Annotated in this window: 21 protein-coding genes; 12 read left to right on the top strand and 9 right to left on the bottom strand. The window is 74.2% G+C overall.

All coding sequences use genetic code 11. The features are described from left to right. Window positions 1-35: 35 nt before the first annotated feature. The 7 genes from DQ238_RS00110 to DQ238_RS00140 all read right to left on the bottom strand — a co-directional run bounded on the left by DQ238_RS00110 (window position 36) and on the right by DQ238_RS00140 (window position 4,235). The gene (locus tag DQ238_RS00110; protein WP_233495590.1) at window positions 36-902 is read right to left on the bottom strand and encodes a DUF3159 domain-containing protein; all 867 of its coding nucleotides are present in this window, start codon (window positions 900-902) and stop codon (window positions 36-38) included. Next, window positions 899-1,276, bottom strand: coding sequence for an OB-fold nucleic acid binding domain-containing protein (locus DQ238_RS00115; protein ID WP_113779286.1), 378 nt, complete (start codon window positions 1,274-1,276; stop codon window positions 899-901). Before DQ238_RS00115 ends, DQ238_RS00110 begins: the two co-directional genes overlap by 4 nt. Then, window positions 1,273-1,611, bottom strand: coding sequence for a hypothetical protein (locus DQ238_RS00120; RefSeq protein WP_233495592.1), 339 nt, complete (start codon window positions 1,609-1,611; stop codon window positions 1,273-1,275). Before DQ238_RS00120 ends, DQ238_RS00115 begins: the two co-directional genes overlap by 4 nt. Further along, window positions 1,608-2,327, bottom strand: a complete 720-nt coding sequence (locus DQ238_RS00125; protein WP_113779287.1) for a DUF3710 domain-containing protein — start codon at window positions 2,325-2,327, stop codon at window positions 1,608-1,610. Before DQ238_RS00125 ends, DQ238_RS00120 begins: the two co-directional genes overlap by 4 nt. 1 nt (window position 2,328) lies before the next feature. After that, window positions 2,329-2,844 carry a dUTP diphosphatase gene (gene dut / locus DQ238_RS00130; RefSeq protein WP_233495593.1) on the bottom strand — a complete coding sequence of 172 codons (516 nt, stop codon included), beginning with the start codon at window positions 2,842-2,844 and terminating at the stop codon, window positions 2,329-2,331. A gap of 94 nt (window positions 2,845-2,938) precedes the next feature. Then, window positions 2,939-3,844, bottom strand: a complete 906-nt coding sequence (locus DQ238_RS00135) for a hypothetical protein (RefSeq protein WP_113779288.1) — start codon at window positions 3,842-3,844, stop codon at window positions 2,939-2,941. 88 nt (window positions 3,845-3,932) lie between these two features. Continuing rightward, window positions 3,933-4,235, bottom strand: coding sequence for a DUF4193 domain-containing protein (locus DQ238_RS00140; RefSeq protein WP_113779289.1), 303 nt, complete (start codon window positions 4,233-4,235; stop codon window positions 3,933-3,935). 317 nt (window positions 4,236-4,552) lie between these two features. Between DQ238_RS00140 and DQ238_RS00145 the strand changes: the two genes are divergently transcribed. After that, entirely contained in the window at window positions 4,553-5,593 is a 1,041-nt protein-coding gene (locus tag DQ238_RS00145; RefSeq protein WP_113779290.1) for a phosphotransferase family protein, read from the top strand. A 57-nt stretch (window positions 5,594-5,650) separates the two neighbouring features. Then, window positions 5,651-6,199, top strand: a complete 549-nt coding sequence (locus DQ238_RS00150) for a LytR C-terminal domain-containing protein (RefSeq protein WP_113779291.1) — start codon at window positions 5,651-5,653, stop codon at window positions 6,197-6,199. Between the two features lie 268 nt (window positions 6,200-6,467). On the opposite strand, the gene DQ238_RS00155 is transcribed toward DQ238_RS00150, so the two are convergent. After that, entirely contained in the window at window positions 6,468-7,280 is an 813-nt protein-coding gene (locus DQ238_RS00155) for an inositol monophosphatase family protein (protein WP_113779292.1), read from the bottom strand. Window positions 7,281-7,338: 58 nt separating this feature from the next. Here DQ238_RS00155 and ppgK point away from each other — a divergent pair, with 58 nt between their 5' ends. The 4 genes from ppgK (at window position 7,339) to DQ238_RS22605 (ending at window position 11,743) form a co-directional block, all read left to right on the top strand. Continuing rightward, window positions 7,339-8,082: a polyphosphate--glucose phosphotransferase gene (gene ppgK, locus DQ238_RS00160; protein ID WP_113779293.1), complete on the top strand. Its 744-nt coding sequence runs from the start codon at window positions 7,339-7,341 to the stop codon at window positions 8,080-8,082. Window positions 8,083-8,394: 312 nt separating this feature from the next. Beyond that, window positions 8,395-9,669, top strand: a complete 1,275-nt coding sequence (locus DQ238_RS00165; RefSeq protein WP_113779294.1) for an RNA polymerase sigma factor — start codon at window positions 8,395-8,397, stop codon at window positions 9,667-9,669. Window positions 9,670-10,199: 530 nt separating this feature from the next. After that, entirely contained in the window at window positions 10,200-11,552 is a 1,353-nt protein-coding gene (locus tag DQ238_RS00170; protein ID WP_113779295.1) for an endonuclease domain-containing protein, read from the top strand. 41 nt (window positions 11,553-11,593) lie between these two features. Next, the gene (locus DQ238_RS22605) at window positions 11,594-11,743 is read left to right on the top strand and encodes a hypothetical protein (protein ID WP_158550662.1); all 150 of its coding nucleotides are present in this window, start codon (window positions 11,594-11,596) and stop codon (window positions 11,741-11,743) included. 34 nt (window positions 11,744-11,777) lie between these two features. On the opposite strand, the gene DQ238_RS00175 is transcribed toward DQ238_RS22605, so the two are convergent. Further along, window positions 11,778-12,389 (bottom strand): hypothetical protein, encoded by a 612-nt coding sequence (locus DQ238_RS00175; protein ID WP_113779296.1) that lies wholly within the window; start codon window positions 12,387-12,389, stop codon window positions 11,778-11,780. A 479-nt stretch (window positions 12,390-12,868) separates the two neighbouring features. On the opposite strand from DQ238_RS00175, the gene DQ238_RS22610 reads away from it, so the two are divergent. The 6 genes from DQ238_RS22610 (at window position 12,869) to DQ238_RS00205 (ending at window position 19,153) form a co-directional block, all read left to right on the top strand. Next, entirely contained in the window at window positions 12,869-13,033 is a 165-nt protein-coding gene (locus tag DQ238_RS22610) for a hypothetical protein (RefSeq protein ID WP_158550663.1), read from the top strand. Between the two features lie 597 nt (window positions 13,034-13,630). Further along, window positions 13,631-14,746, top strand: a complete 1,116-nt coding sequence (locus DQ238_RS00185) for a YhcG family protein (RefSeq protein WP_113779298.1) — start codon at window positions 13,631-13,633, stop codon at window positions 14,744-14,746. A 72-nt stretch (window positions 14,747-14,818) separates the two neighbouring features. After that, entirely contained in the window at window positions 14,819-15,130 is a 312-nt protein-coding gene (locus tag DQ238_RS00190; RefSeq protein WP_113779299.1) for a hypothetical protein, read from the top strand. 192 nt (window positions 15,131-15,322) lie between these two features. Then, window positions 15,323-15,898 (top strand): nitroreductase family protein, encoded by a 576-nt coding sequence (locus DQ238_RS00195; protein ID WP_113779300.1) that lies wholly within the window; start codon window positions 15,323-15,325, stop codon window positions 15,896-15,898. A gap of 734 nt (window positions 15,899-16,632) precedes the next feature. Then, window positions 16,633-16,857 (top strand): hypothetical protein, encoded by a 225-nt coding sequence (locus DQ238_RS00200; protein WP_113779301.1) that lies wholly within the window; start codon window positions 16,633-16,635, stop codon window positions 16,855-16,857. Between the two features lie 139 nt (window positions 16,858-16,996). Continuing rightward, entirely contained in the window at window positions 16,997-19,153 is a 2,157-nt protein-coding gene (locus tag DQ238_RS00205; protein ID WP_113779302.1) for a VanW family protein, read from the top strand. The last annotated feature ends 20 nt before the right edge of the window (window positions 19,154-19,173 follow it).

Genomic DNA, 19,173 nt, shown 5'->3' on the forward strand with positions numbered 1-19,173 from the left:
GGAGGGCTCGGGGTGTGGGGGTCCTTGCTGCTGCTTCAGGCGGCCGGGCGCCGTTCCCCGGGGCCGGGCTCCTCGCCGGTCGTGCCCTCGACGTCCTGGACCCGGTGCCGGTGCAGCCGGGCGACCACCCACAGGGTCACCAGGACCTCCACGGCGGTGACCGGCAGCCCCAGCACCACCGAGGCGGTGCCGAGCAGCTCGACCTCGTCTGCCCGGTAGAGCACGTACTGGACGAGCACCCGCAGCAGGAACACCCCGCCCCAGAGCACCGTCAGCCAGGAGTAGGCACGCACCATCCGCGGGTCGTCGCGCCAGTGCCGCTCGGGCTCGGGGTCGGGCGGGCGGACGCCGGTGCGCGGGTCCGGGGTGGTGCGGTGGTGCAGCGTCGCGTTCACCCGGTCGAACCGGCGCCGCAGCCCAGGTAGTGAGTGCGAGGCCATCGCCCCGAGGTGGCTGGGCGCGAGGAACTCGGCGACCACGCCGACCAGCGGCCAGCGCACGAGGATCGAGCCGAGCAGCACCACGCCGAGGACGGCGTTGCGGATGAGCCCCGGCACGAAGAAGTCGCGGGCCTGCCCGGAGGCGGCGGCGATGGCGACCGCGAGCGCGACGCCGACCAGCCCGCTGAACGCCTGCTGCACGCTCTCCCGGCGCGCCAGGCGCAGGCCGAAGAGCAGCACGGCGGCGCCCATCGCCGACCAGATGCCGACCCGTAGCCCGCCGAGGGAGTTGGCCACGATGAAGGCCACCGTGGGCAGCGACGCGTCGAGCATGCCGCGCCAGCCGCCCAGCGAGTCCAGCACCAGGTGCCGGTCGAAGGCCACGGTGCGCGACCCGGCCGGCTCGTCCGCCGAGCCGCCGACCGCGCGCGACCGGCCCTCTCCCTCAGGGGCAGCCGTCACCCGGCGCTCAGCTCGTACCGGGGGTTGTAGATGACCTGCCGCCCGTCGAAGGCGGCGAAGCGCCCGTGCGCGGTGAGGGTGCGGCCGGGTTCGATGCCGGGGATCCGCCGCCGGCCCAGCCAGACGAGGGTGACCGACCCCGAGCCGTCGAACAGCTCGGCCTCCAGGGTGGGCACCGTCTCCCGCGGGGTGTAGACGACGGACTTCAGCCGCCCGGTGACGGTGACGACGTCGCCCTTGCGACAGGCGCTGACCGGCTCGCAGCCGGCGTTGGCCGCCCCCGCACGCAGCTCCTGCGCGTCGAGGGTCGAGTCGTCGGCGGTCAGCCGGTGCAGGGTCCGCGCGAACCAACCGCCCGAACGGATCTGTGTCACGGTGCCAGGGTAGATCGGCCGCGGACGGCGGCGGCGCGGGCGCTCTGCTCGGCGGGGAGGACGTCGTCGTCGGTGCCGTGCACGCACAGCAGGTCGACGCCGGCCACCGGCACCCGCGGCCGCGCGCCGGGCGCCGGGTCGGGCAACCGGGCGCGGCCGGTGGCCCAGGCGGCCAGGTCGGCGGCCAGCGGGCGGGCCAGCTCGACGCCGTACGGCGCGCGCCAGAACCCGCCGTGCAGCACGACGACGACGGGAGCCGGCGCCTCGCCGGCCGGCAGGGTCAGCTCGAGGAACTGGTCGGGGTGCGGCCCGTAGGCCGTGGTGGTGGTCCTCATCCGCCGGTGCCGGAGGGTGGCCGGTGGCGTCCCGCGGACCCGCCGGCGGCCTGCTGGGCGGCCAGCTGCGCCGCCGCCTGGGGCGGCAGGGTGAGCGGCAGCTGCTCACGGACCGGCATCGGCTCGCTCCCGCGGACGACGACGACCTGCCGGAACGCCTCCTCCAGCGCAGCGGCCGCCTCCGGGCTCTCCACCGCGGGGCCGCTGATCATGCCGCGCAGGAACCAGCGGGGGCCGTCGACGCCGACGAAGCGGGCTGCGCGGCGCACCGGGCTCGGAGCCGGCTGGCCGGGCGCCCCCGGCGGGGTGGCCAGCACGTACCCCGCCAGCTCGGGACCGAAGGGACCCTCGACCTCCTGGAGCCGCCCGCCCTGACCCGACGCGCTGCGGGCCAGGTCGGCGCGGACGTCGTCCCAGATGCCGGCGGCCCGCGGTGCGGCGAACGCCGACAGCTGCAGCAGCGACTCCCCCAGGCGCAGCGTCGCGCCGACCACCTTCTGCTGGGCGTTGACGTCGACCCGCAGCTCGGTGCCGGGGACGGCGGGCAGCCGCAGCGAGCCCAGGTCGATGCGGGGGGTGCCGTCGTCGGGCGCGTCGGCGGCGTCCCACGGGCCGACGGTCTGCTCGATCTCGCGCTCCTTGTGCTGCGCCTCCGGGGGCACCCCGCGCTCGCGCAGGCTGCGGTCGATGCGGTTGCGTCGCCGTCCGAACGGCATCTCAGCTCAGCTCCCTCGCCCGTGCGCTGGCGTGCCCGCCGGTCGAGCCGTGGCCGGCGGCCCCTCGTACGCTGCCGGGCAGTTCCCCGACCGGGACGAACCGGGCGCGCACGACCGGCTGCACGACCAGCTGGGCGACCCGGTCGCCGCGCCGCAGGACGAGCGGGGTCGTCGGGTCGAGGTTGACCAGGTTGACCTTGATCTCGCCCCGGTAGCCGGCGTCGATCGTGCCCGGCGCGTTGACCATGCCCAGCCCGAGCCGGTGCGCCAGGCCCGAGCGCGGGTGGACGAAGCCGGCGTAGCCCTCCGGGATGGCCACGGCCACGCCGGTGCCCACCAGCGCCCGCTGGAACGGGGCCAGCTCGACGTCCTCGGCGGTGCGGAGGTCCGCCCCGGCGTCGCCGGGGAGGGCATAGGCGGGGACGGCGTCCTGCGCGGAGGTCAGCAGCACCGGCACGTCCACCTCGGCGCCGGGGACCTCGGGGACGGCGGGCGCGTCGGGCATGGAGTCGGGCACGTCGGCGACCCTAGCCGCGCCGGACCCGGCCCCCTCCTCGGCGTCCCCGAGCCTGACCCCCTCCTGGGCCTCGTCCTCCTACCAGGACGGTCCCTCAGGTGCGCCGCCCGCGCAGGTCGTCGAGGACGCGGGCGGCCAGCGCCTCGGTGGCCCTGCGGTTGGTGCGCCCGCCCAGGGCCGCCCCGACGAGGAACGGCGCGGCCACCGGGACGCTGCGGGCCATGCGCCGGGTCACCCGGCGGCGCAGGGCGCGCAGTCCCGCGGTGCTCAGCAGCGCGCCGAGGCCCGGGGAGACCGAGCCGTCGACCGCCCGCTGCGTCGACCAGCTGGACAGGTAGGCCAGCGCGCGGTCGCGGGCGTCACCCGGAGCCGGCCGCCCCCAGAGTTCGTGCAGCTCGCCGAGCAGGACGACCTCGACCGCGGCGGTGAGCACCGTCTCCGCGCCGAGCTCCAGGGGCAGCGCCAGCAGCGACGGCGGGGCGAACCAGGAGGCGGCCGACAGCCCGCCGGCCGCCGCGCCGATGCCGGCGGTGAGCCGGCCGGCCCGGGCGACCAGGGCGTCGGCGATCTCCTCGTCGGCAGCGCCGGGGTACGCCGCGCGCAGCCGCCGCGCGTCCCGGATCGGCAGCCGGGGTGCGGCGGCGGTGAGCAGGTCGCCCAGCAGGGCGCCCGGTGTGCGGCCCGGGTCGTCGACGGCAGAGCCGCGCCGACGGTCGGCTCCCCGGGGGGTGCGGGACCCGGCCGCCGCTGCGAGCGCCGTGACCACGTCGCGCAGCGTCGCGGCGGCCGACCGGCGTCCCTCGTCGGAGGCCGGACCGGCGGGACCACCCGCGGGCCCGCCCAGCAGCCCGGACACGGCGTCCGCGAGCAGCCGGCCGGCGCGCCCGAGCGGGCTCTCGTCGGCCGCGGCGGTGGTGCGCTCACCGGCCGTGCCGGACAGCACCGGCCGCGGCGTCGGGACCTCCCGCGCCGGGCCGGTGCGCTGCGGGTGCTCGGTCATCGACTCCTCCTCCGTTGAGGGCGCTCAATCGGCCCCGTCCCGGGCCCCGCCCTGAGCTTGCGAAGGGTGGGGAGGACGGGGTCCTTCTTCAGGCGGCGCAGTCGCGGCAGAACAGCTGGTCGCCGCGGGTGGTGGCGAGCCGGCTGCGGTGCTGCACGAGGAAGCAGCGCGAGCAGGTGAACTCGTCCTCCTGCTTGGGCAGCACGCGGACGGTCAGCTCCTCGTTGGACAGGTCCGCGCCGGGCAGCTCGAGGTTCTCGTTGAAGTCGGTCTCGTCGACGTCGACCGACGAGGACTGGGCCTCGGCCCGCCGCGCCTTGAGCTCCTCGAGCGAGTCCTCGCCGAGCTCGTCGGCTTCGTTGCGGCGTGGGGCGTCGTAGTCGGTGGCCATGGGGTGTGCCCCTCCTCCGGGGTTCACGCGGGCGCCGGGCCCGCATCGTCTGTCGGCGGCACCGGGGGTCGCCGTCCTGACCGGTCACCGGGGCGACCGTGGTCGGGGGGCCGGCGACCCGCCTGCGCGGGCACCGGCCGGTGCCGTTCGGCCGCACCGACCGACCCACCGGCGGACGGCGGGGCTCCCGGCGCGGTCTGACCGGCGGACCCCCCAACGTCGCGCGGTCCCCGTTTGTGCCCGCCGCGGCGGGACGAACACATCGGTGCCGCATCGGGGAGGTCGGGGTGCGGAGCGCCAGAGGTTACCCTGCGCCCGTGTCGACTCCCGTGGGTGCTGATCCGACCGTCGTCGGCCCCTACCTGGCCTCCGTCCTCGGTGACGACCGCTGGCGCTCGGTGCGCGTCGAGCTCATCGCCGCGGGCATGTCCAACCTCACCTACGTCGTCACCCCGGAGCACGGCGGCGACCCGGTGATCCTGCGACGCCCGCCGACCGGTGCGGTGCTGGCCACGGCGCACGACATGGCCCGCGAGCACCGGGTCATCTCCGCGCTGGGGTCGACGCCGGTCCCGGTGCCGCGGACGCTGCACCTGTGCACCGACCCGTCGGTGCTCGGCGCCCCGTTCTACGTGATGGAGCGCGTGGTGGGGCTGCACGTGGTGGACCGCATCCCGCCGGGGTACGCCGACGAACCGACCCAGCGGCGGCGGATCGGCGAGGGGCTGGTCGACGTCCTGGCCGACCTGCACTCGGTCGACTACCCGGCGGTCGGCCTGGGCGACTTCGGCCGGCCCGCGGGGTTCATGGCCCGGCAGGTGCGCCGCTGGACCCAGCAGTGGGACGCCACCCGCGACCGCGACCGGCCGGGCCTCGACGCGCTGGCCGCCCGGCTGGCCGAGACGGTGCCGCAGACCCAGCGCGACGCGGTCGTGCACGGCGACTTCCGGCTGGACAACTGCCTGCTCGACCCCGACACCCCCGGCCGGGTCCGGGCCGTGCTGGACTGGGAGATGTCGACGCTCGGCGACCCGCTGGCCGACCTCGGGATGCTCTTCGTCTACTGGCCGCAGGCCGGGGAGGACAACCCGGTCGCGCTCAGCCCGGTGACCACGCTGCCCGGGTTCCCGACCCGGGCCGAGGTCGCCGAGCGCTACGCGGCGCGCAGCCGGCTTGACCTGTCCGACCTGCCCTGGTACGTCGGGTTCGCCTACTTCAAGTTCGCCGCGATCGTCGCCGGCATCGTGGCCCGGTCGGCGGCCGGCGCGATGGCGGGCAAGGACACCTCCGGCTATGCCGAGCGTATCGACCCGTGCGTGGAGCTGGGACGCGCCGCCCTGGACGACGGTGCGATCTAGCGCTGCGGTGCCGCCCTAGACTCCGCCCGACCGCCAGCGACCGAGGGGGACCAGCCCGTGAGCGCGCCGCCCACCGACCGTCCCGCGGTGCGTCCGCGCAGCGGCCGGCGGCCCATCCCACCGCTGATCTTCCTGCTGGTCCTGGCCCTGGCCGCGCTCGCCGTGTGGTGGAACGTGCTCCAGGACGAGCAGCGGCACGACGCGGCGCAGGAGGCGGCGTGCACCACCGCGTCGGCGGCTCCGCCGTCGCTGGACCCGAGCACCCTGTCGGTGCGGGTCTTCAACGCCACCGACACCGCCGGCCTGGCCCAGACGGTCGCCGCCGAGCTGCAGAACCGCGGCTTCGTCGTCGAGGAGATCGCCAACGACCCCACCGACCGCGACGTCACCGGGGTCGGCGAGATCCGGCACGGCCCGCGCGGCAACGCTGCCGCCGCCTACCTCGGCCTGTTCGTCCGCGGCGCCGGGGACTACCTCGACACCCGCGCGACCGCCCAGGTCGACCTGGCGATCGGCCCGGACTTCGTCTTCCCCGACAGCCTCTCCACCCCGGAGCAGGTCTCCGCCGCGCTCAGCACGGTCTCCAGCGCCGCAGCCGCCTGCTGAGGAAGGGACCCCGTCCTTCCCCCCACCCTTCGGAGAAGAGGACCCCTACCCCCGCTCCAGCCCCCCTCCCGGGTACCGCCGGCCCCTCTGCAGGGTCCCGCTGCGAGCCTGCGAGCAGTGGGGGGTGAGGGGGACGGGGTCCTCCTACCTGCAGGGGGCCGGTGGGACCCGGGGCGGGGCCGGACTCAGGATGCCAGGGAGGGGCCGTGCCCGGGGAGGCCCTGGAGGGGGCCGCACTCCTGGTGAGCACCGCTGCGCGGAATCCGGATCAGCGGGTGTGCAGCCGGTCCAGCAGCGCGACGAGCTCGTCGGCGACCGACGGCGCGGCCGCGATCGCCATCGGCTCGGCGAACGGCCGGCCCGGCAGACCGGTGACCACGGTCCCCGCCTCGGCGGCCACCAGCGCACCCGCGGCGAAGTCCCACCGGTTCAGGTGCAGCTCGTAGTACGCGTCCACCCGCCCCGCCGCCACGGTGCACAGGTCGAGGGCGGCCGAGCCGTACCGCCGGATGTCCCGGACGACGGGCAGGAGCTCGGCGACCACGGCGGCCTGGGCGCGGCGCTGCTCGGCCCGGTAGCCGAAGCCGGTCGCGACCAGCGACTGCCCCAGCGACGCGGGACAGCTGCCGGTGAGCCGGACCGGGTCGGCGCCGAGGACGGTCAGGTGCGCGCCCCCGCCGGCCGTCGCCGACCAGAGCTCGCCGGTGGCGGCGTTGAGCACGACGCCGGCCACCACCTGCCCGTCCACCTCGGCGGCGATGGAGACCGCGTAGGCGGGCAGGCCGTAGACGAAGTTGGTGGTGCCGTCGATCGGGTCGACGACCCAGCGCACCCCGCTGGTCCCGCCGCGCTCGCCGCCCTCCTCCCCCAGCAGCCCGTCGTCCGGCCGGGCGCCCAGGAGCCGGGAGACGACGAGCTCCTCGCAGGCCCGGTCCACGGCGGTGACCAGGTCGACCGGGCTGGACTTCACGTCCACCCGGTCGCCGGCCGAGGCGCGGCCGCGCGCCACCAGGTCCGCGGCCTCCCGCGCGGTGGTGACGGCGAGGTCGAGCAGAGCGGCGGGGTCCGGAGCGGCGGTCACGTCGCGATCCTGCACGAACGGGTCTGGCGCGAGCTGCTCAGGTCACTACCCTGGCCGCGTGCTCGGCTTCGGAGTGGACATCGGTGGTAGCGGGATCAAGGGCTGCCTGGTCGATCTCGACAAGGGCGAACTGCACGGGGAGCGGCTGCGCATCGAGACGCCTCAGCCCGCGGTCCCCGAACCGGTCTACGAGGTGGTGGCGCAGATCGTGCGGCACTTCGAGTGGGAGGGGCGCATCGGCGTCACCTTCCCCGGCGTGCTCAAGGGCGGGGTCGCGCACACCGCGGCCAACGTGGACAAGAGCTGGCTGGGCACCGACGTCGCGCAGGGGCTGGAGAAGCACGTCCCGGACGGCGTGCAGACCCTCAACGACGCCGACGCCGCGGGCCTGGCCGAGATGCGCTACGGCGCCGGCCGGGACCAGCGGGGCGTGGTGCTCATGCTGACCTTCGGCACCGGCATCGGCAGCGCCCTGTTCACCGACGGTGTCCTCGTGCCCAACACCGAGTTCGGGCACATCCAGGTCGACGGCCACGACGGCGAGAAGAAGGCCTCGGCCGCCGCTCGGGAGCGCGAGGAGCTCAGCTACCCCAAGTGGGCCAAGCGGGTGGACCGCTATCTCGACGTCCTCGAGGCCGGGCTGTGGCTCGACCTGATCATCGTCGGCGGCGGGGTGAGCAAGAAGGCGGACAAGTGGGTGCCGCTGCTGTCCACCCGCACCCCCGTCGTCCCCGCGCAGCTGCTCAACGACGCCGGCATCGTCGGCGCGGCCCTGGCGGCAGCGGAGCGCATCGGTCAGTGACGGCCCGCGGTCACCCGCCGTCCCCGGTACGTCCGCGCGGCCGGTTCGCCACGGAGAGTGAGAACGCTCCTGGATCGGGCGTCCCGTCCCCCGCGGGTGGACCCGACCGCCGCTGACCGGTGGATTCGCGCAGACGCGTCGTTACAATGGGAATGCCTCGCTCCGTCGCTCCCAGCTGACAGGGATCCCCCGCATCCACACCGGTCAAACCCGGTCTGCCGGTCGGGACCCGTCGCTCCGGACGTCGGCCGAGGCCGCTGCCCGGAGACCCGACGTCCCCGGGGAACGGACCCCGCACGGGAAGGAACCTGAGTGCCCGCCGACCAGCCAGCACCGGCCAAGGCCCCCGCCCGCACGAAGGCCGGAGCCAAGAGCGCGGCGAAGACCACCGCCGTCGAGGGCACCCGCGCCAAGCCGAGCATCACCCCGTCGCCGGGCAGCAGCGAGGGCGCCGTGCTGAGCGCCGTCGCCACCGACGACTCCGCGCTCGCGGTGATCGACGCCGGAGGCGAGGGGCTCAAGCTCGACGAGACGGTGGTGGCCGGCCCCGACGGCGTCGCCGACGCCGAGCCCGGCGTCGACGAGGCCGAGGCCGGCGACTTCGAGTGGGACGACGAGGAGGAGTCCGAGGCCCTCCGCCAGGCCCGCAAGGACGCCGAGCTCACCGCCTCGGCCGACTCCGTCCGCGCGTACCTCAAGCAGATCGGCAAGGTCGCGCTGCTCAACGCGGAGGAGGAGGTCGACCTCGCCAAGCGGATCGAGGCCGGTCTCTACGGCGCCGAGCGGCTGCGCCAGGCCGACGAGGAGAGCCAGAAGCTCTCCCCGCAGGTACGCCGCGACCTCAACTGGATCGTCCGGGACGGCGAGCGGGCCAAGAACCACCTGCTGGAGGCCAACCTCCGCCTGGTGGTCTCCCTGGCCAAGCGCTACACCGGCCGCGGCATGGCGTTCCTGGACCTCATCCAGGAGGGCAACCTCGGCCTGATCCGCGCGGTGGAGAAGTTCGACTACACCAAGGGCTACAAGTTCTCCACCTACGCCACCTGGTGGATCCGCCAGGCGATCACCCGCGCGATGGCCGACCAGGCCCGCACCATCCGCATCCCGGTGCACATGGTCGAGGTCATCAACAAGCTCGGCCGCATCCAGCGCGAGCTGCTCCAGGACCTCGGCCGCGAGCCGACTCCGGAGGAGCTGGCCAAGGAGATGGACATCACCCCGGACAAGGTGCTGGAGATCCAGCAGTACGCCCGGGAGCCGATCAGCCTCGACCAGACCATCGGCGACGAGGGCGACAGTCAGCTCGGCGACTTCATCGAGGACTCCGAGGCGGTCGTCGCGGTCGACGCGGTCAGCTTCACCCTCATGCAGGACCAGCTGACCAGCGTGCTGCAGACCCTCTCCGAGCGGGAGGCGGGCGTCGTCCGGCTGCGCTTCGGCCTCACCGACGGTCAGCCGCGCACCCTGGACGAGATCGGCCAGGTCTACGGGGTCACCCGGGAGCGGATCCGGCAGATCGAGTCCAAGACCATGTCGAAGCTGCGCCACCCGAGCCGCTCCCAGGTGCTGCGCGACTACCTCGATTGATCGCTGGCCGCCTTCTGACCTGTACATGCAGGTCGTAGGCGGGACCACGCATGGATTCGCCGAGTTCGTGCACGGGGACCGGGCGGTTGCCGGATCGTCAGCCGCAGTGGTGCATGCACACCGGTGCTGGTCCAGATGTCTGGCTGGGCTGCCGAGCGCGACCATCGCGCCCGCCAGTCGCTCTCGTTGTGCCTTTGCCGGATGAGGTGGAGTCGGTCCTTTGCCTGTGACGACACCGGCTACCGTCTGAGTGGGTGGGTCCAGCTCTGGCCATGCTCCGACCGCGACGTCGACGCCAGCTTGAGTTCGGCTCGTCGCGTACGGCGCGGCCATCGTCCCCGTCTGCCGAGGTCACCCTCGAGAGCGGCCACCGGCACGGCTGGGGCCGGCTACCGGCCAGGCGCGGGCGGCTGCCCCGGGACGGGCCGTAGCCCCGCTCGTGTCGGTAGCTGCCTCTAGCGTCCCGGTCCATGACCACCGACGGCCGCAGACGACCCGGCGCAGGAACTCCGCCGGCGTCAGCAGCGGCCATGGCGCAGCCTCAGGAACGGGTGTGGTTGGGAGACCTCGATGACCCGGCCCGGCCGCCGGGCGCACTGTCGCCGGTCAAGCACGCGTGCTGCGGCACCTGCTATCCCGGGTTCGTCGAGTGCGTCGATGGCATGCTGCGGGCGCTGCTCATTACCGTTGCCCTCGGCATCTGCCCGCACCGGGACACCCCCCTGCTCTGCGCCGCCTGCGGTCTGCGGGTGCTGATGCTCGCCGACCGGGTGCGCAACACCTTCCGCTTCGGGCTGGATGAGTGGACGGGGTGGGACCTGGGGTTGGGCACGTTGGTCGAGCACGGCCTGCTGATCGAGGAGGAGCGCCACCTGCTGCTCGGCGTCGTGGACGTGCTGGCCGAAGGCTTGGAGGACGACGACGGTCAGGTGGAGCGTGTCCTGACGGCATTGCTGCTCCTCCGCTCCCCTGGCGAGGACGTCGCACACGCGGTGATCGACGCGTTCTACCTCCGGGCCGCCGCGGTGTCCGACTGGCTCAATCAGCCGCTGGAGCCGGTGCTGCCGCGGAGCCCGACGTCGGCACCGGCCCGCCGCAGCGGCACCCGCAGGGAGCTGGAGATCGCCAGGCGGATGGGCTGGGATCAGATTCAGCGGCACTGTGTCGAGCTGCGGGTGCGCGCGGCGGCGGGGGACGCCTGGTCGGAGGCCGACTTCATCCGAAACATGGTGGCCGCAGGGCTTGCCGTCATGCCGCGGCTGGCCACCAGCGGGTTCGGTGTCTGCGGGTACAGCGCCGCCGCCATGGACGTGCCCGATGACCAGCGCCGGTTCTTCGGCGGGTCGGCGTTGGCCCCGGACTTGACCCTGCCCCGGCTGCGCCGCACGTGGACGTCTGAACCGTCGGACGACGCGGCGTGGGCGACGTGGGTGACCTACGCCGCGCCGTGGTTGGCTAACGCGGGGTCGCTGCAGCCTGACCCCCCGGCCGGCAGCGGATGGCGGTGGGTGCACCCGTCACTGACCCCGCTGCCGGCCCCGGCCGACGTCACCGTCCCGCCGCCGGGGACGCAACCGCCACGGGAGGTGGTGTGGGCGATCCTCTACGCCCGGCAGGCCGGGCGCTGCGCGATGTGCTCGATACGCTGGCACCACTGGGTGCACACCTTCGGCGGCCCGCTCCCGGTCAGGCTGCTGCGGCAGCCGGAACACGTCGATCACGACTGGACCACCGGCCTTGTCCGGGGGCTGCTGTGCGCCTCCTGCAACACCCACCGCGAGCCCCGTGAGGCCCGCGTCGACGGCGACGTCTGGCGCACCTACGTCGGCGAGCCTCCGGCAGCCCCGTATCGGTGGGAGCACTACAGTCGGCAGCGGCGCTGAACGGACCTCACGGCCGGCGACGGACGCGGCACGCCTAGCACGTGCGAGGTAGGCCTCAACCGGCTTCGACGCTGTCGGCGCGGCGCTGGCGGGGGAAGGGCCACCAGATCGTGATGCACACCGAGGCCGACCTCGTCGACTCCCTCGCCGAGACCCGCACCTCCGGGGTCCGGGAGTCGGCTCTGGTCTGACCGCCTGCCCGCACCGTGCACACCGTCCGGGGGCTCAGCCCCGGCGGCTGCGCCACACGTCGAACCCGCGGGTGAACCCGATCCCGGCGTCAACCGCGCGCTCCAGCGTCTCCGGTCCCAGCGCGTCCGGGGCCTCCACCAGCAGCCGCAGTTCCTCGACGGTGAATTGGCTGGGATGCTCGCGGGCGAACTCGGCGACGCAGTCGGGCCACCACGGGGCGCCCCGCCACTGCTCGCCGACGCCGCCGAGGACCAGCATCAGGTGCGCTTGGCGGGCGCCGTAGCGCTCCTCGGCCGACCACAGCCCGTCGGTAGCCCGCGCGGCGTGCTCGTACCACTCCTCGTACAGCTCATCGACCAGGTCGCCGGTGGTCCGGTTCCCGGCGCGGACCCGGTCAGGGTCGGTCACGGCGTCGAACAGCGCCTGCCAGTCGGTGCCGCCGGTCGGGCGGTAGCGCTCGAGGGAGAGCCGGGTCAGGGCGACGTTCGCGGCGAATATCTCACCGTCGGAGATCCGGTTCAGCTCGCTGCCGGTGTGCGCGTTCTCGACCGGCGAGTTGCGCCACATGCCCCGCACGATGCCGATGGAGGCGGGACCGGCCTCCTCCTCGGCGGTCAGCGGCGCTCCGACGACCTGGCCAATCATCCGCTCGTAGTCCTCGGCGGTGGTTGCCGCAGCGAGCTGCGCGATCTCCTCGAGCCGCTGGCGGCGGCGCTTCGCCTGCTACTGGTGGGCCTGGACGCGCCGGCGGCGCTGCTCCTTGGCCCTGCGCGACATGCTGCGTGTCATCCCGACGAACCTCCCCATGGCACCTCAAGTCATTGAGCGTACGAAGGATGGGTGCCGCGCCCGGGCCGACTGCGGGTCGCTCGTCGGGATCCTGTCCGTGCCTTGGACCATGCTGGGGCTGTCGTACCGCGCACGCACCGCCCTTCAGCTCGCCGCCCACCTCGCCGCGGTCCGCGAGCTTCTGTGCGCCGACGCCCACCCGCAGGCCGAGGACTTGCTCGGCCGCAGCGCCGTGCGCCGCTACGCGGCCCGTCGGTCCGCGGCGGATCCGGTGCGGACGGTCCGACTCGGGCGGTGCGCCGCGGACCTACCTGCTCAGCCACCCGACCGAGACCGTGCCCGCGCGGCTCCGGGCCCGCGAGCGCACCCTAACCCGCGGGCCCGCCGACCACACCCTGCGCGAGCTCACCGAGGCCGACGCGCCGTCGCCCGGGCCGGCCGCCGATGACCCCGACGCGCTGGGCACCCGCGACGGCCGGCGCACCGAGCACTTGTACTGACCTTCCTTCTCGCCCTCGCTCATTTGGCACTGGACGACGGCCGCGTCATCCGGGGGGATAAGGCCGAGCTGACCGTTCCCGCGGCCCTACTCCACGTGCCGGCGAAAGATGTCATCTCCGTCCTCGCCCCGGCCAAGATTGCCCGCCACGCCCGGCTGTCGACCGGCCTGAGCTCGCTGCCCTGAACTGGATGCTCGGCGAGCCGCTGCCCATCGGCGACACGATCGCCTTCACCGACTGCGACTGGACGGTTCGCGAGATGTTGACCCCAGCGGCCTCACCCTGCACCAGATTGAATGCGGCGCCCTACAGGAAACGGACGGCCCTCACTTTGAGCGAAGTGGGGACGGTCATCGCTCCGGACCTCATACGGCAACGGTGAACCATCTCGCTCATGGCGTGCGCGTCGTATTCAGCCGTGATGAACGGCGAACGGTCGGACGCAGCTCGCCGTTCCTCCTCGCTGCTGTGCGAGGTTCACCAGCCATGAGACACCGAAGCGGTCGTGAACCGAGCCGCAGCGGCGGCTGAAGCCGCAGTCGTCCAGCGGCATCAGGACGCCGCCGCCGTCGGAGGCCCACGGACAGCCACGGCACGATGAGTCCTGTGACCGGCGCCGAGCTGCAGCTGCCCGAGGACTACGCCGCGCTGCTCGAGCAGCTCAAGCAGCAAGTCCGCACCGCCCGCCTGCGGGCACGACGGAGCGTCAACACCGAGCTGCTCAGCCTGTACTGGACGATCGGTCGGACCATCCTCGACCGGCAGCAGCAGCAGGGCTGGGGCGCGAAGGTCATCGACCGGCTGGCCGCCGACCTGCGTGCCGAGTTCCCCGACATGACCGGCCTGTCCCGCAGCAACCTGCACTACATGCGGGCTCTCGCTGAGGCTTGGCCGGAGGCTCAAGTTGTCCCACAAGCTGTGGGACAACTTCCGTGGGGTCATGTGCGCACGCTGCTGGACGCAATCGATGATCAGCGGACCCGGGACTGGTACGCCGCCGCGGCCGCCGAGCACGGCTGGTCGCGGGCCGTGCTGATCAACCAGATCAAGAACCGCACCCACCAGCGGCTCGGCGCAGCCCCGTCGAACTTCGCCGACCGTCTGCCCGCCGCCGACTCCGACCTGGCCCGCGAACTGGCCAGGGACCCGTACGTCTTCGACTTCCTCGGCCTGACCGGCGAGGTCGCCGAGCGGGAGCTAGAACAGGCCCTGATGGACCGGCTACAGGACACCCTCATGGAGCTCGGCCGCGGGTTCGCCTTCGTCGGCCGGCAGGTCCCCCTCGACGTCGACGGCGACGAGTTCTTCATCGACCTGTTGTTCTTCCACGTCGAGCAGCTGCGCTACGTCGTCGTCGAGCTCAAGGTCGGCAAGTTCGCACCCGAGTTCGCCGGCAAGCTCGGCTTCTACGTCAGCGTCGTCGACGACCTCATCGCCAAGCCGCAGCACAACCCGACCGTCGGGCTGCTGCTGTGCGCCGACCGCAACGAGCGGGTGGTGCGGTACTCCCTGGGCAACACCGCCCAACCGATGGCGGTGTCCACCTACACCTACGACACGCTGCCGCCCGCCGAACAGCAGGCGCTACCCGCCGCGGACGAGGTTGCCGCGGCCCTCGACACGCCCGTGCAGGTGCACGGCCAGCAGCTGTCCCTGGCCGAGCACATCGAGCGCCTGGAGCAGCAGCGGAGCGCGGCCCCGCCGATCGCCTAGTGCTGCGTTCCTCAATGCGGGGATAGATCGGGCATCCCGGGGTTGACGCCGTGGTGGGGGCTCGGTCCGTGGGTGCTGTCCGCCGCCGTGGGCGTCTCCGGACGGGGCATGGGGCTGTCCTCGGTGGCCGCCACGTCCCTGGGCACCGACACGACACCGACGCTCCAGGGCACCGCCGCCGGGGTTCTCAACACCGCCGCCCAACTCGGCACCGCCCTCGGCGTGGCCGCCATCCTGCTCGTCGCCACAGCCACCCGGGACGCAGCGCTGCCCCTGACGGGAACACCCCTCGGCTGGCTGGCCGCCTCGGCCGCAGCAGCAGTCGCCGCCACGGCCCTCCTGCGATGCTCTGCCACAGCGGAGCACCAGGGCGAGCAGGCCTGAAGGTGCGGGGTCGCGTCACTGGCCCGCCTGGCCCACCCACGCTCCCCGTGGGCCGACCGCCCCGAGCTCGCCGACAGCCGACCGCCCGGCCGAGGCCAGGCTGCCGACGCCAGGCTGCCGACGCCACGCCTGCGCAGTCGGCCCGGTTCGACGGCCGTGCGGTCTCGCTCGGCGCCGTGGAACGCTGAGCTGGTGAACGACCAGCCCGAGGGCCCGGTGCTGCATCCGCTGCTGGCCGGCCGGTGGAGTCCCACGACTTTCGATCCGGCCTACGAGGCCTCCCCCGCCGAGGTCGAGGTGCTGCTCGAGGCGGCGCGGTGGGCGCCGTCGGCGGGCAACTCCCAGCCGTGGGCGTTCATCGTCGGCCGCCGCGGTGACCGGACGCACCGCCGCCTCGTCCGTCACCTGGCCGGCAGCTCCGCGGCCTGGGCGCTGACGGCCAGCCTGCTGATCGCCAACCTGGCCCACCGCTTCGTCGAGGGCACCGACTGGGAGTTCTCCGAGTTCGCCGTCTACGACCTCGGCCAAGCCGTCGCCCACCTGACCGTGCAAGCCCAGGCGCTGGGCCTGCACGTACGGCAGTTCCGGGCCTTCGACCGGGCCGACCTGGCCGCCGAGTTCGCCGTTCCCAGCCACTGGGAGGTCACCACCATGGCCGCCGTCGGCCGCCTTCCCCCGGCCCTCGCCGCTTCCATCGATCCCGAGCCCGCAGAGCTGCTGACCCGGTCGCGTCGCGCTCTCGATGACATCGTGTGGACGGCCGGCTGAAGCCCGCGCACAGGCGAAAGCGACCGCAGGCCGCTGGCGGACCGCTGGGCGCCGTCGGCGTGAGCCGGGCTCGCCGTCCGCTCGCTGCCGTCGCTGACCCATCCCTGCCGACTCGGCGAGGACCGCGCCCTGCGCGGGGTGCCGAGGACGTTCCGGAGTGGCTGCGCGGCCAGCCGTGACCCCAGCCAGTCGAGGCACCGCAGCCCGGGCGCCCGTCGCCGGCCACGCGCCTCGAAACGGAGCCTTCCGCAACGGCCGGCTCGGCTCCGTCCTGCTCCTGCACCAGGGGGCGATCAGCGGTCGGCGTCCACGTGGAGGGGCGCACGCTCGTCGTCGAGCGGTGCGCGGGTGGGCTCGGTCCCCGAGTGCCCCGTCCGCGCGGAGGACGGCGGCGCCGTCGCATCTCGGGATGGTCACGATCTCACCCGCAGGGGCCGGCCGGACCGTGTACGCCGTCACGTGCCGGGTAAGCGGCGTAGCGTGGAGGACGTCAAGACAGCAGCGGACCCACGAGCCGGACACTGACCGGCGCACGAAGACGACGAGCCCGACACGACAGACCAGCACCACGCAGTGACGTCCCTGCTGACCCGCCCACCCGCATCGACGACCCGGCCTCACCGCTCCGGCGAGTCCACCGTCCGGTCGGCAGGATCGGGAACAGAGGGGTGCATCCTGGCGCTGTGCAGGAGGCCGATCCGCGAGGAGCGGGTCCGTGCGGTAGAGAGCGAGTGATGACCCAGATGACCGAGACGCTGACGACGACCCCGCCCGCCGACGACCTCGTCGTTCCCTTCCACTGCGACCGCTGTGGTGCGCTGGCCAAGGTGCGGGTGGTCCTCGCCAGCGGCAGCGACCTCGTCTTCTGCGGGCACCACGCCCGCGAGTACGAGGGCAAGCTGCGCGACATCGCCGTCGACATCATCGAGACCGACGGCGAGCAGCACCTCACCCACTGACGGAGGCGCTATCGTCGCGCACAGCGATGAAGCCCTCACTCGACGCCGCCGGCGTCTCTCCCCGCCTGCCGGGGACGAGGGGCCGGCGGCTCTGTCGTTCCCGGGGACCCCCGGTCGACGGCGACCCGGAGATCCCCCCATGTCCCAGCCCGACGGCCAGCAGGACGAGACCGCCCGGATCGGTGCGCCGCCACTGTCCGACGACACCCGTCCCGTGCCGCACGACCGTGGCCCGCTGGACGGCGAGGGCCCCGACCCGGCCGCGGTGGCGGGTGGTGCCGGCGCCGTCGAGGCGCCCACCGCGCCCGCCGACGACATCCCCGAACCGGACGAGGACGACGGGGAGACCCGGGACATCCGCTTCGCCCCCGGCGAGGCACCGCCTCCCGCCGGCGACTCCGGGGAGACGGCTCCCGTCGTCGCGACGGAGCAGCCGCACGCCCGGCCCGCCGCCCCCCGCCCGGACGCCGGCGGCAGCGCCACGCCGGCCGGACCGCGGCCGCCCCGGCGCCGCTGGTGGCGCCGTCCGGCGGTGCTCGCCCCCGTCGCCGCCGTCGGCGTGCTCGCCGCCGCCTACGGCATCGACCTGCTCGCGGCCGGCGACGACGTCCCCCGCAACACGGTCGTGGCCGGCGTCGACGTCGGCGGCCTCTCCCCCGCCGCCGCGGCCGAGCGGCTGGAGACCGAGCTCGCCCCGCGGGTCGTCGCCGACCACGTCATGGTGGCCGACGACGTGCAGGCCACCCTCTCCCCCGCGACCGCGGGCACCACGCTGGACGTCGACGGCACCGTCGACGCCGCGGCCCAGCAACCGCTCGACCCGTGGACCCGCGTGACCTCGCTGTTCGCCGACCGCGAGGTGGCGCCGGTCATCACCGGCGAGGAGACCGCGCTCACCGCCCAGATCGATGCTCTCGCCGAGCAGGTCGACCGCGCACCGGTCGACGCCACCATCGTCGTCGAGGGGACGACGCCGCACGTCGTGGAACCGGTGGCCGGGCGCACCCTCGACCGGGCGGGCGCGGCCGACGCCGTGACCGCGGCGCTGGCCTCCGGCGGCGATCCGGCCACCCCCATCGAGCTGCCGGTCGAGACGACCGAGGTGTCGGTGGACGCCGAGGAGGCCCAGCGGGTCCTCGACGAGACGGTCACCCCGGGCCTGGCCGCCCCGGTGACCGTCACCAGCCAGGACGGCGGCACCTCGGTGGAGGTCCCGGTGAGCGCCCTCGCCGCCTCGCTGGTGTTCACCCCGCAGGAGAGCGGGGAGCTCGCCGTCGCCGTCGACCCGGCCGCCCTGCAGGCGGCGATGGGCGAGGACTTCACCGGGTTCGGCACCCCCGCGCAGGACGCCCGCTTCGAGGTCTCCGGCGGCGCGGTCACCCTCGTCCCGGCGGTGGACGGCACCGGCGTCGACCCGGCCGCACTGGCCGGCCAGCTGCGGGAGGTGCTGCCGCGGTCCGCGCCGCGCACCGTCACCGCGCAGCTGGGGCCGGTGCAGCCCGGGTTCACCACCGCCGAGGCCGAGGCGCTGGGCATCCGCGAGCAGATCAGCACCTTCACGACGAACTTCACCAGCGCCGCGAGCGGCACGAACATCCGCGTGGTCGCCGCCGAGGTCGACGGGGCGCTGATCCGCCCCGGGGAGACCTTCAGCCTCAACGGCCACACCGGCCCCCGCGGCACGGCGCAGGGCTACGTCGAGGCCGCCGTCATCACCAACGGCGAGTTCACCGAGGCCGTGGGCGGCGGGGTCAGCCAGTTCGCGACCACGATGTTCAACGCCGTCTTCTTCGCCGGCCTCCAGGACGTCTACCACAAGCCGCACAGCTACTACATCAGCCGCTACCCGGCCGGCCGCGAGGCGACGGTCTACTACGACTCGATCGACCTGCAGTGGCGCAACGACAGCGACACCGGCGTCCTCGTCGACACCCAGTGGACGCCCGGCTCGCTCACCGTCTCCTTCTACGGCACCAAGCGCTACGACGTCGAGTCGATCAGCAGCGACCGGTACGACGTGCGCACGCCGGTGGTCCAGGACAAGCCCGACGACGGCAGCTGCACCCCGCAGGCCGGCGCGGACGGCTTCGACATCACCGTCACCCGGGTGTTCCACGACCCGGCCAGCGGCGCGGAGATCCGCCGGGAGGACTTCCGGACCCGGTACGCCGCCGAACCGGTGATCCGCTGCGTCCCGGTGCCCGCCCCCGCAGCGCCGCCCGCCCCCCAGGGCACCGTCCCGGCGCCGGGCTCCGCGCCGGGCGGACGCCGTCCGGGGCGGCGCACGCCGGCCTGACCGGTCGCCCGACCGCGGGA

Source organism: Geodermatophilus sp. TF02-6, assembly GCF_003319115.1.
Classification (GTDB): Bacteria; Actinomycetota; Actinomycetes; order Mycobacteriales; family Geodermatophilaceae; genus Geodermatophilus.

Coding starts and splice junctions, on each gene's coding strand:
- DQ238_RS00140 (WP_113779289.1), bottom strand. CDS start 4,235: ATGGCCACCGACTACGACGCCCCACGCCGCAACGAAGCCGACGAGCTC.
- DQ238_RS00125 (WP_113779287.1), bottom strand. CDS start 2,327: ATGCCGTTCGGACGGCGACGCAACCGCATCGACCGCAGCCTGCGCGAG.
- DQ238_RS00120 (WP_233495592.1), bottom strand. CDS start 1,611: ATGAGGACCACCACCACGGCCTACGGGCCGCACCCCGACCAGTTCCTC.
- DQ238_RS00185 (WP_113779298.1), top strand. CDS start 13,631: ATGAGTCCTGTGACCGGCGCCGAGCTGCAGCTGCCCGAGGACTACGCC.
- DQ238_RS00205 (WP_113779302.1), top strand. CDS start 16,997: ATGTCCCAGCCCGACGGCCAGCAGGACGAGACCGCCCGGATCGGTGCG.
- DQ238_RS00200 (WP_113779301.1), top strand. CDS start 16,633: ATGACCCAGATGACCGAGACGCTGACGACGACCCCGCCCGCCGACGAC.
- DQ238_RS00170 (WP_113779295.1), top strand. CDS start 10,200: ATGGCGCAGCCTCAGGAACGGGTGTGGTTGGGAGACCTCGATGACCCG.
- DQ238_RS00135 (WP_113779288.1), bottom strand. CDS start 3,844: ATGACCGAGCACCCGCAGCGCACCGGCCCGGCGCGGGAGGTCCCGACG.
- DQ238_RS00175 (WP_113779296.1), bottom strand. CDS start 12,389: ATGATTGGCCAGGTCGTCGGAGCGCCGCTGACCGCCGAGGAGGAGGCC.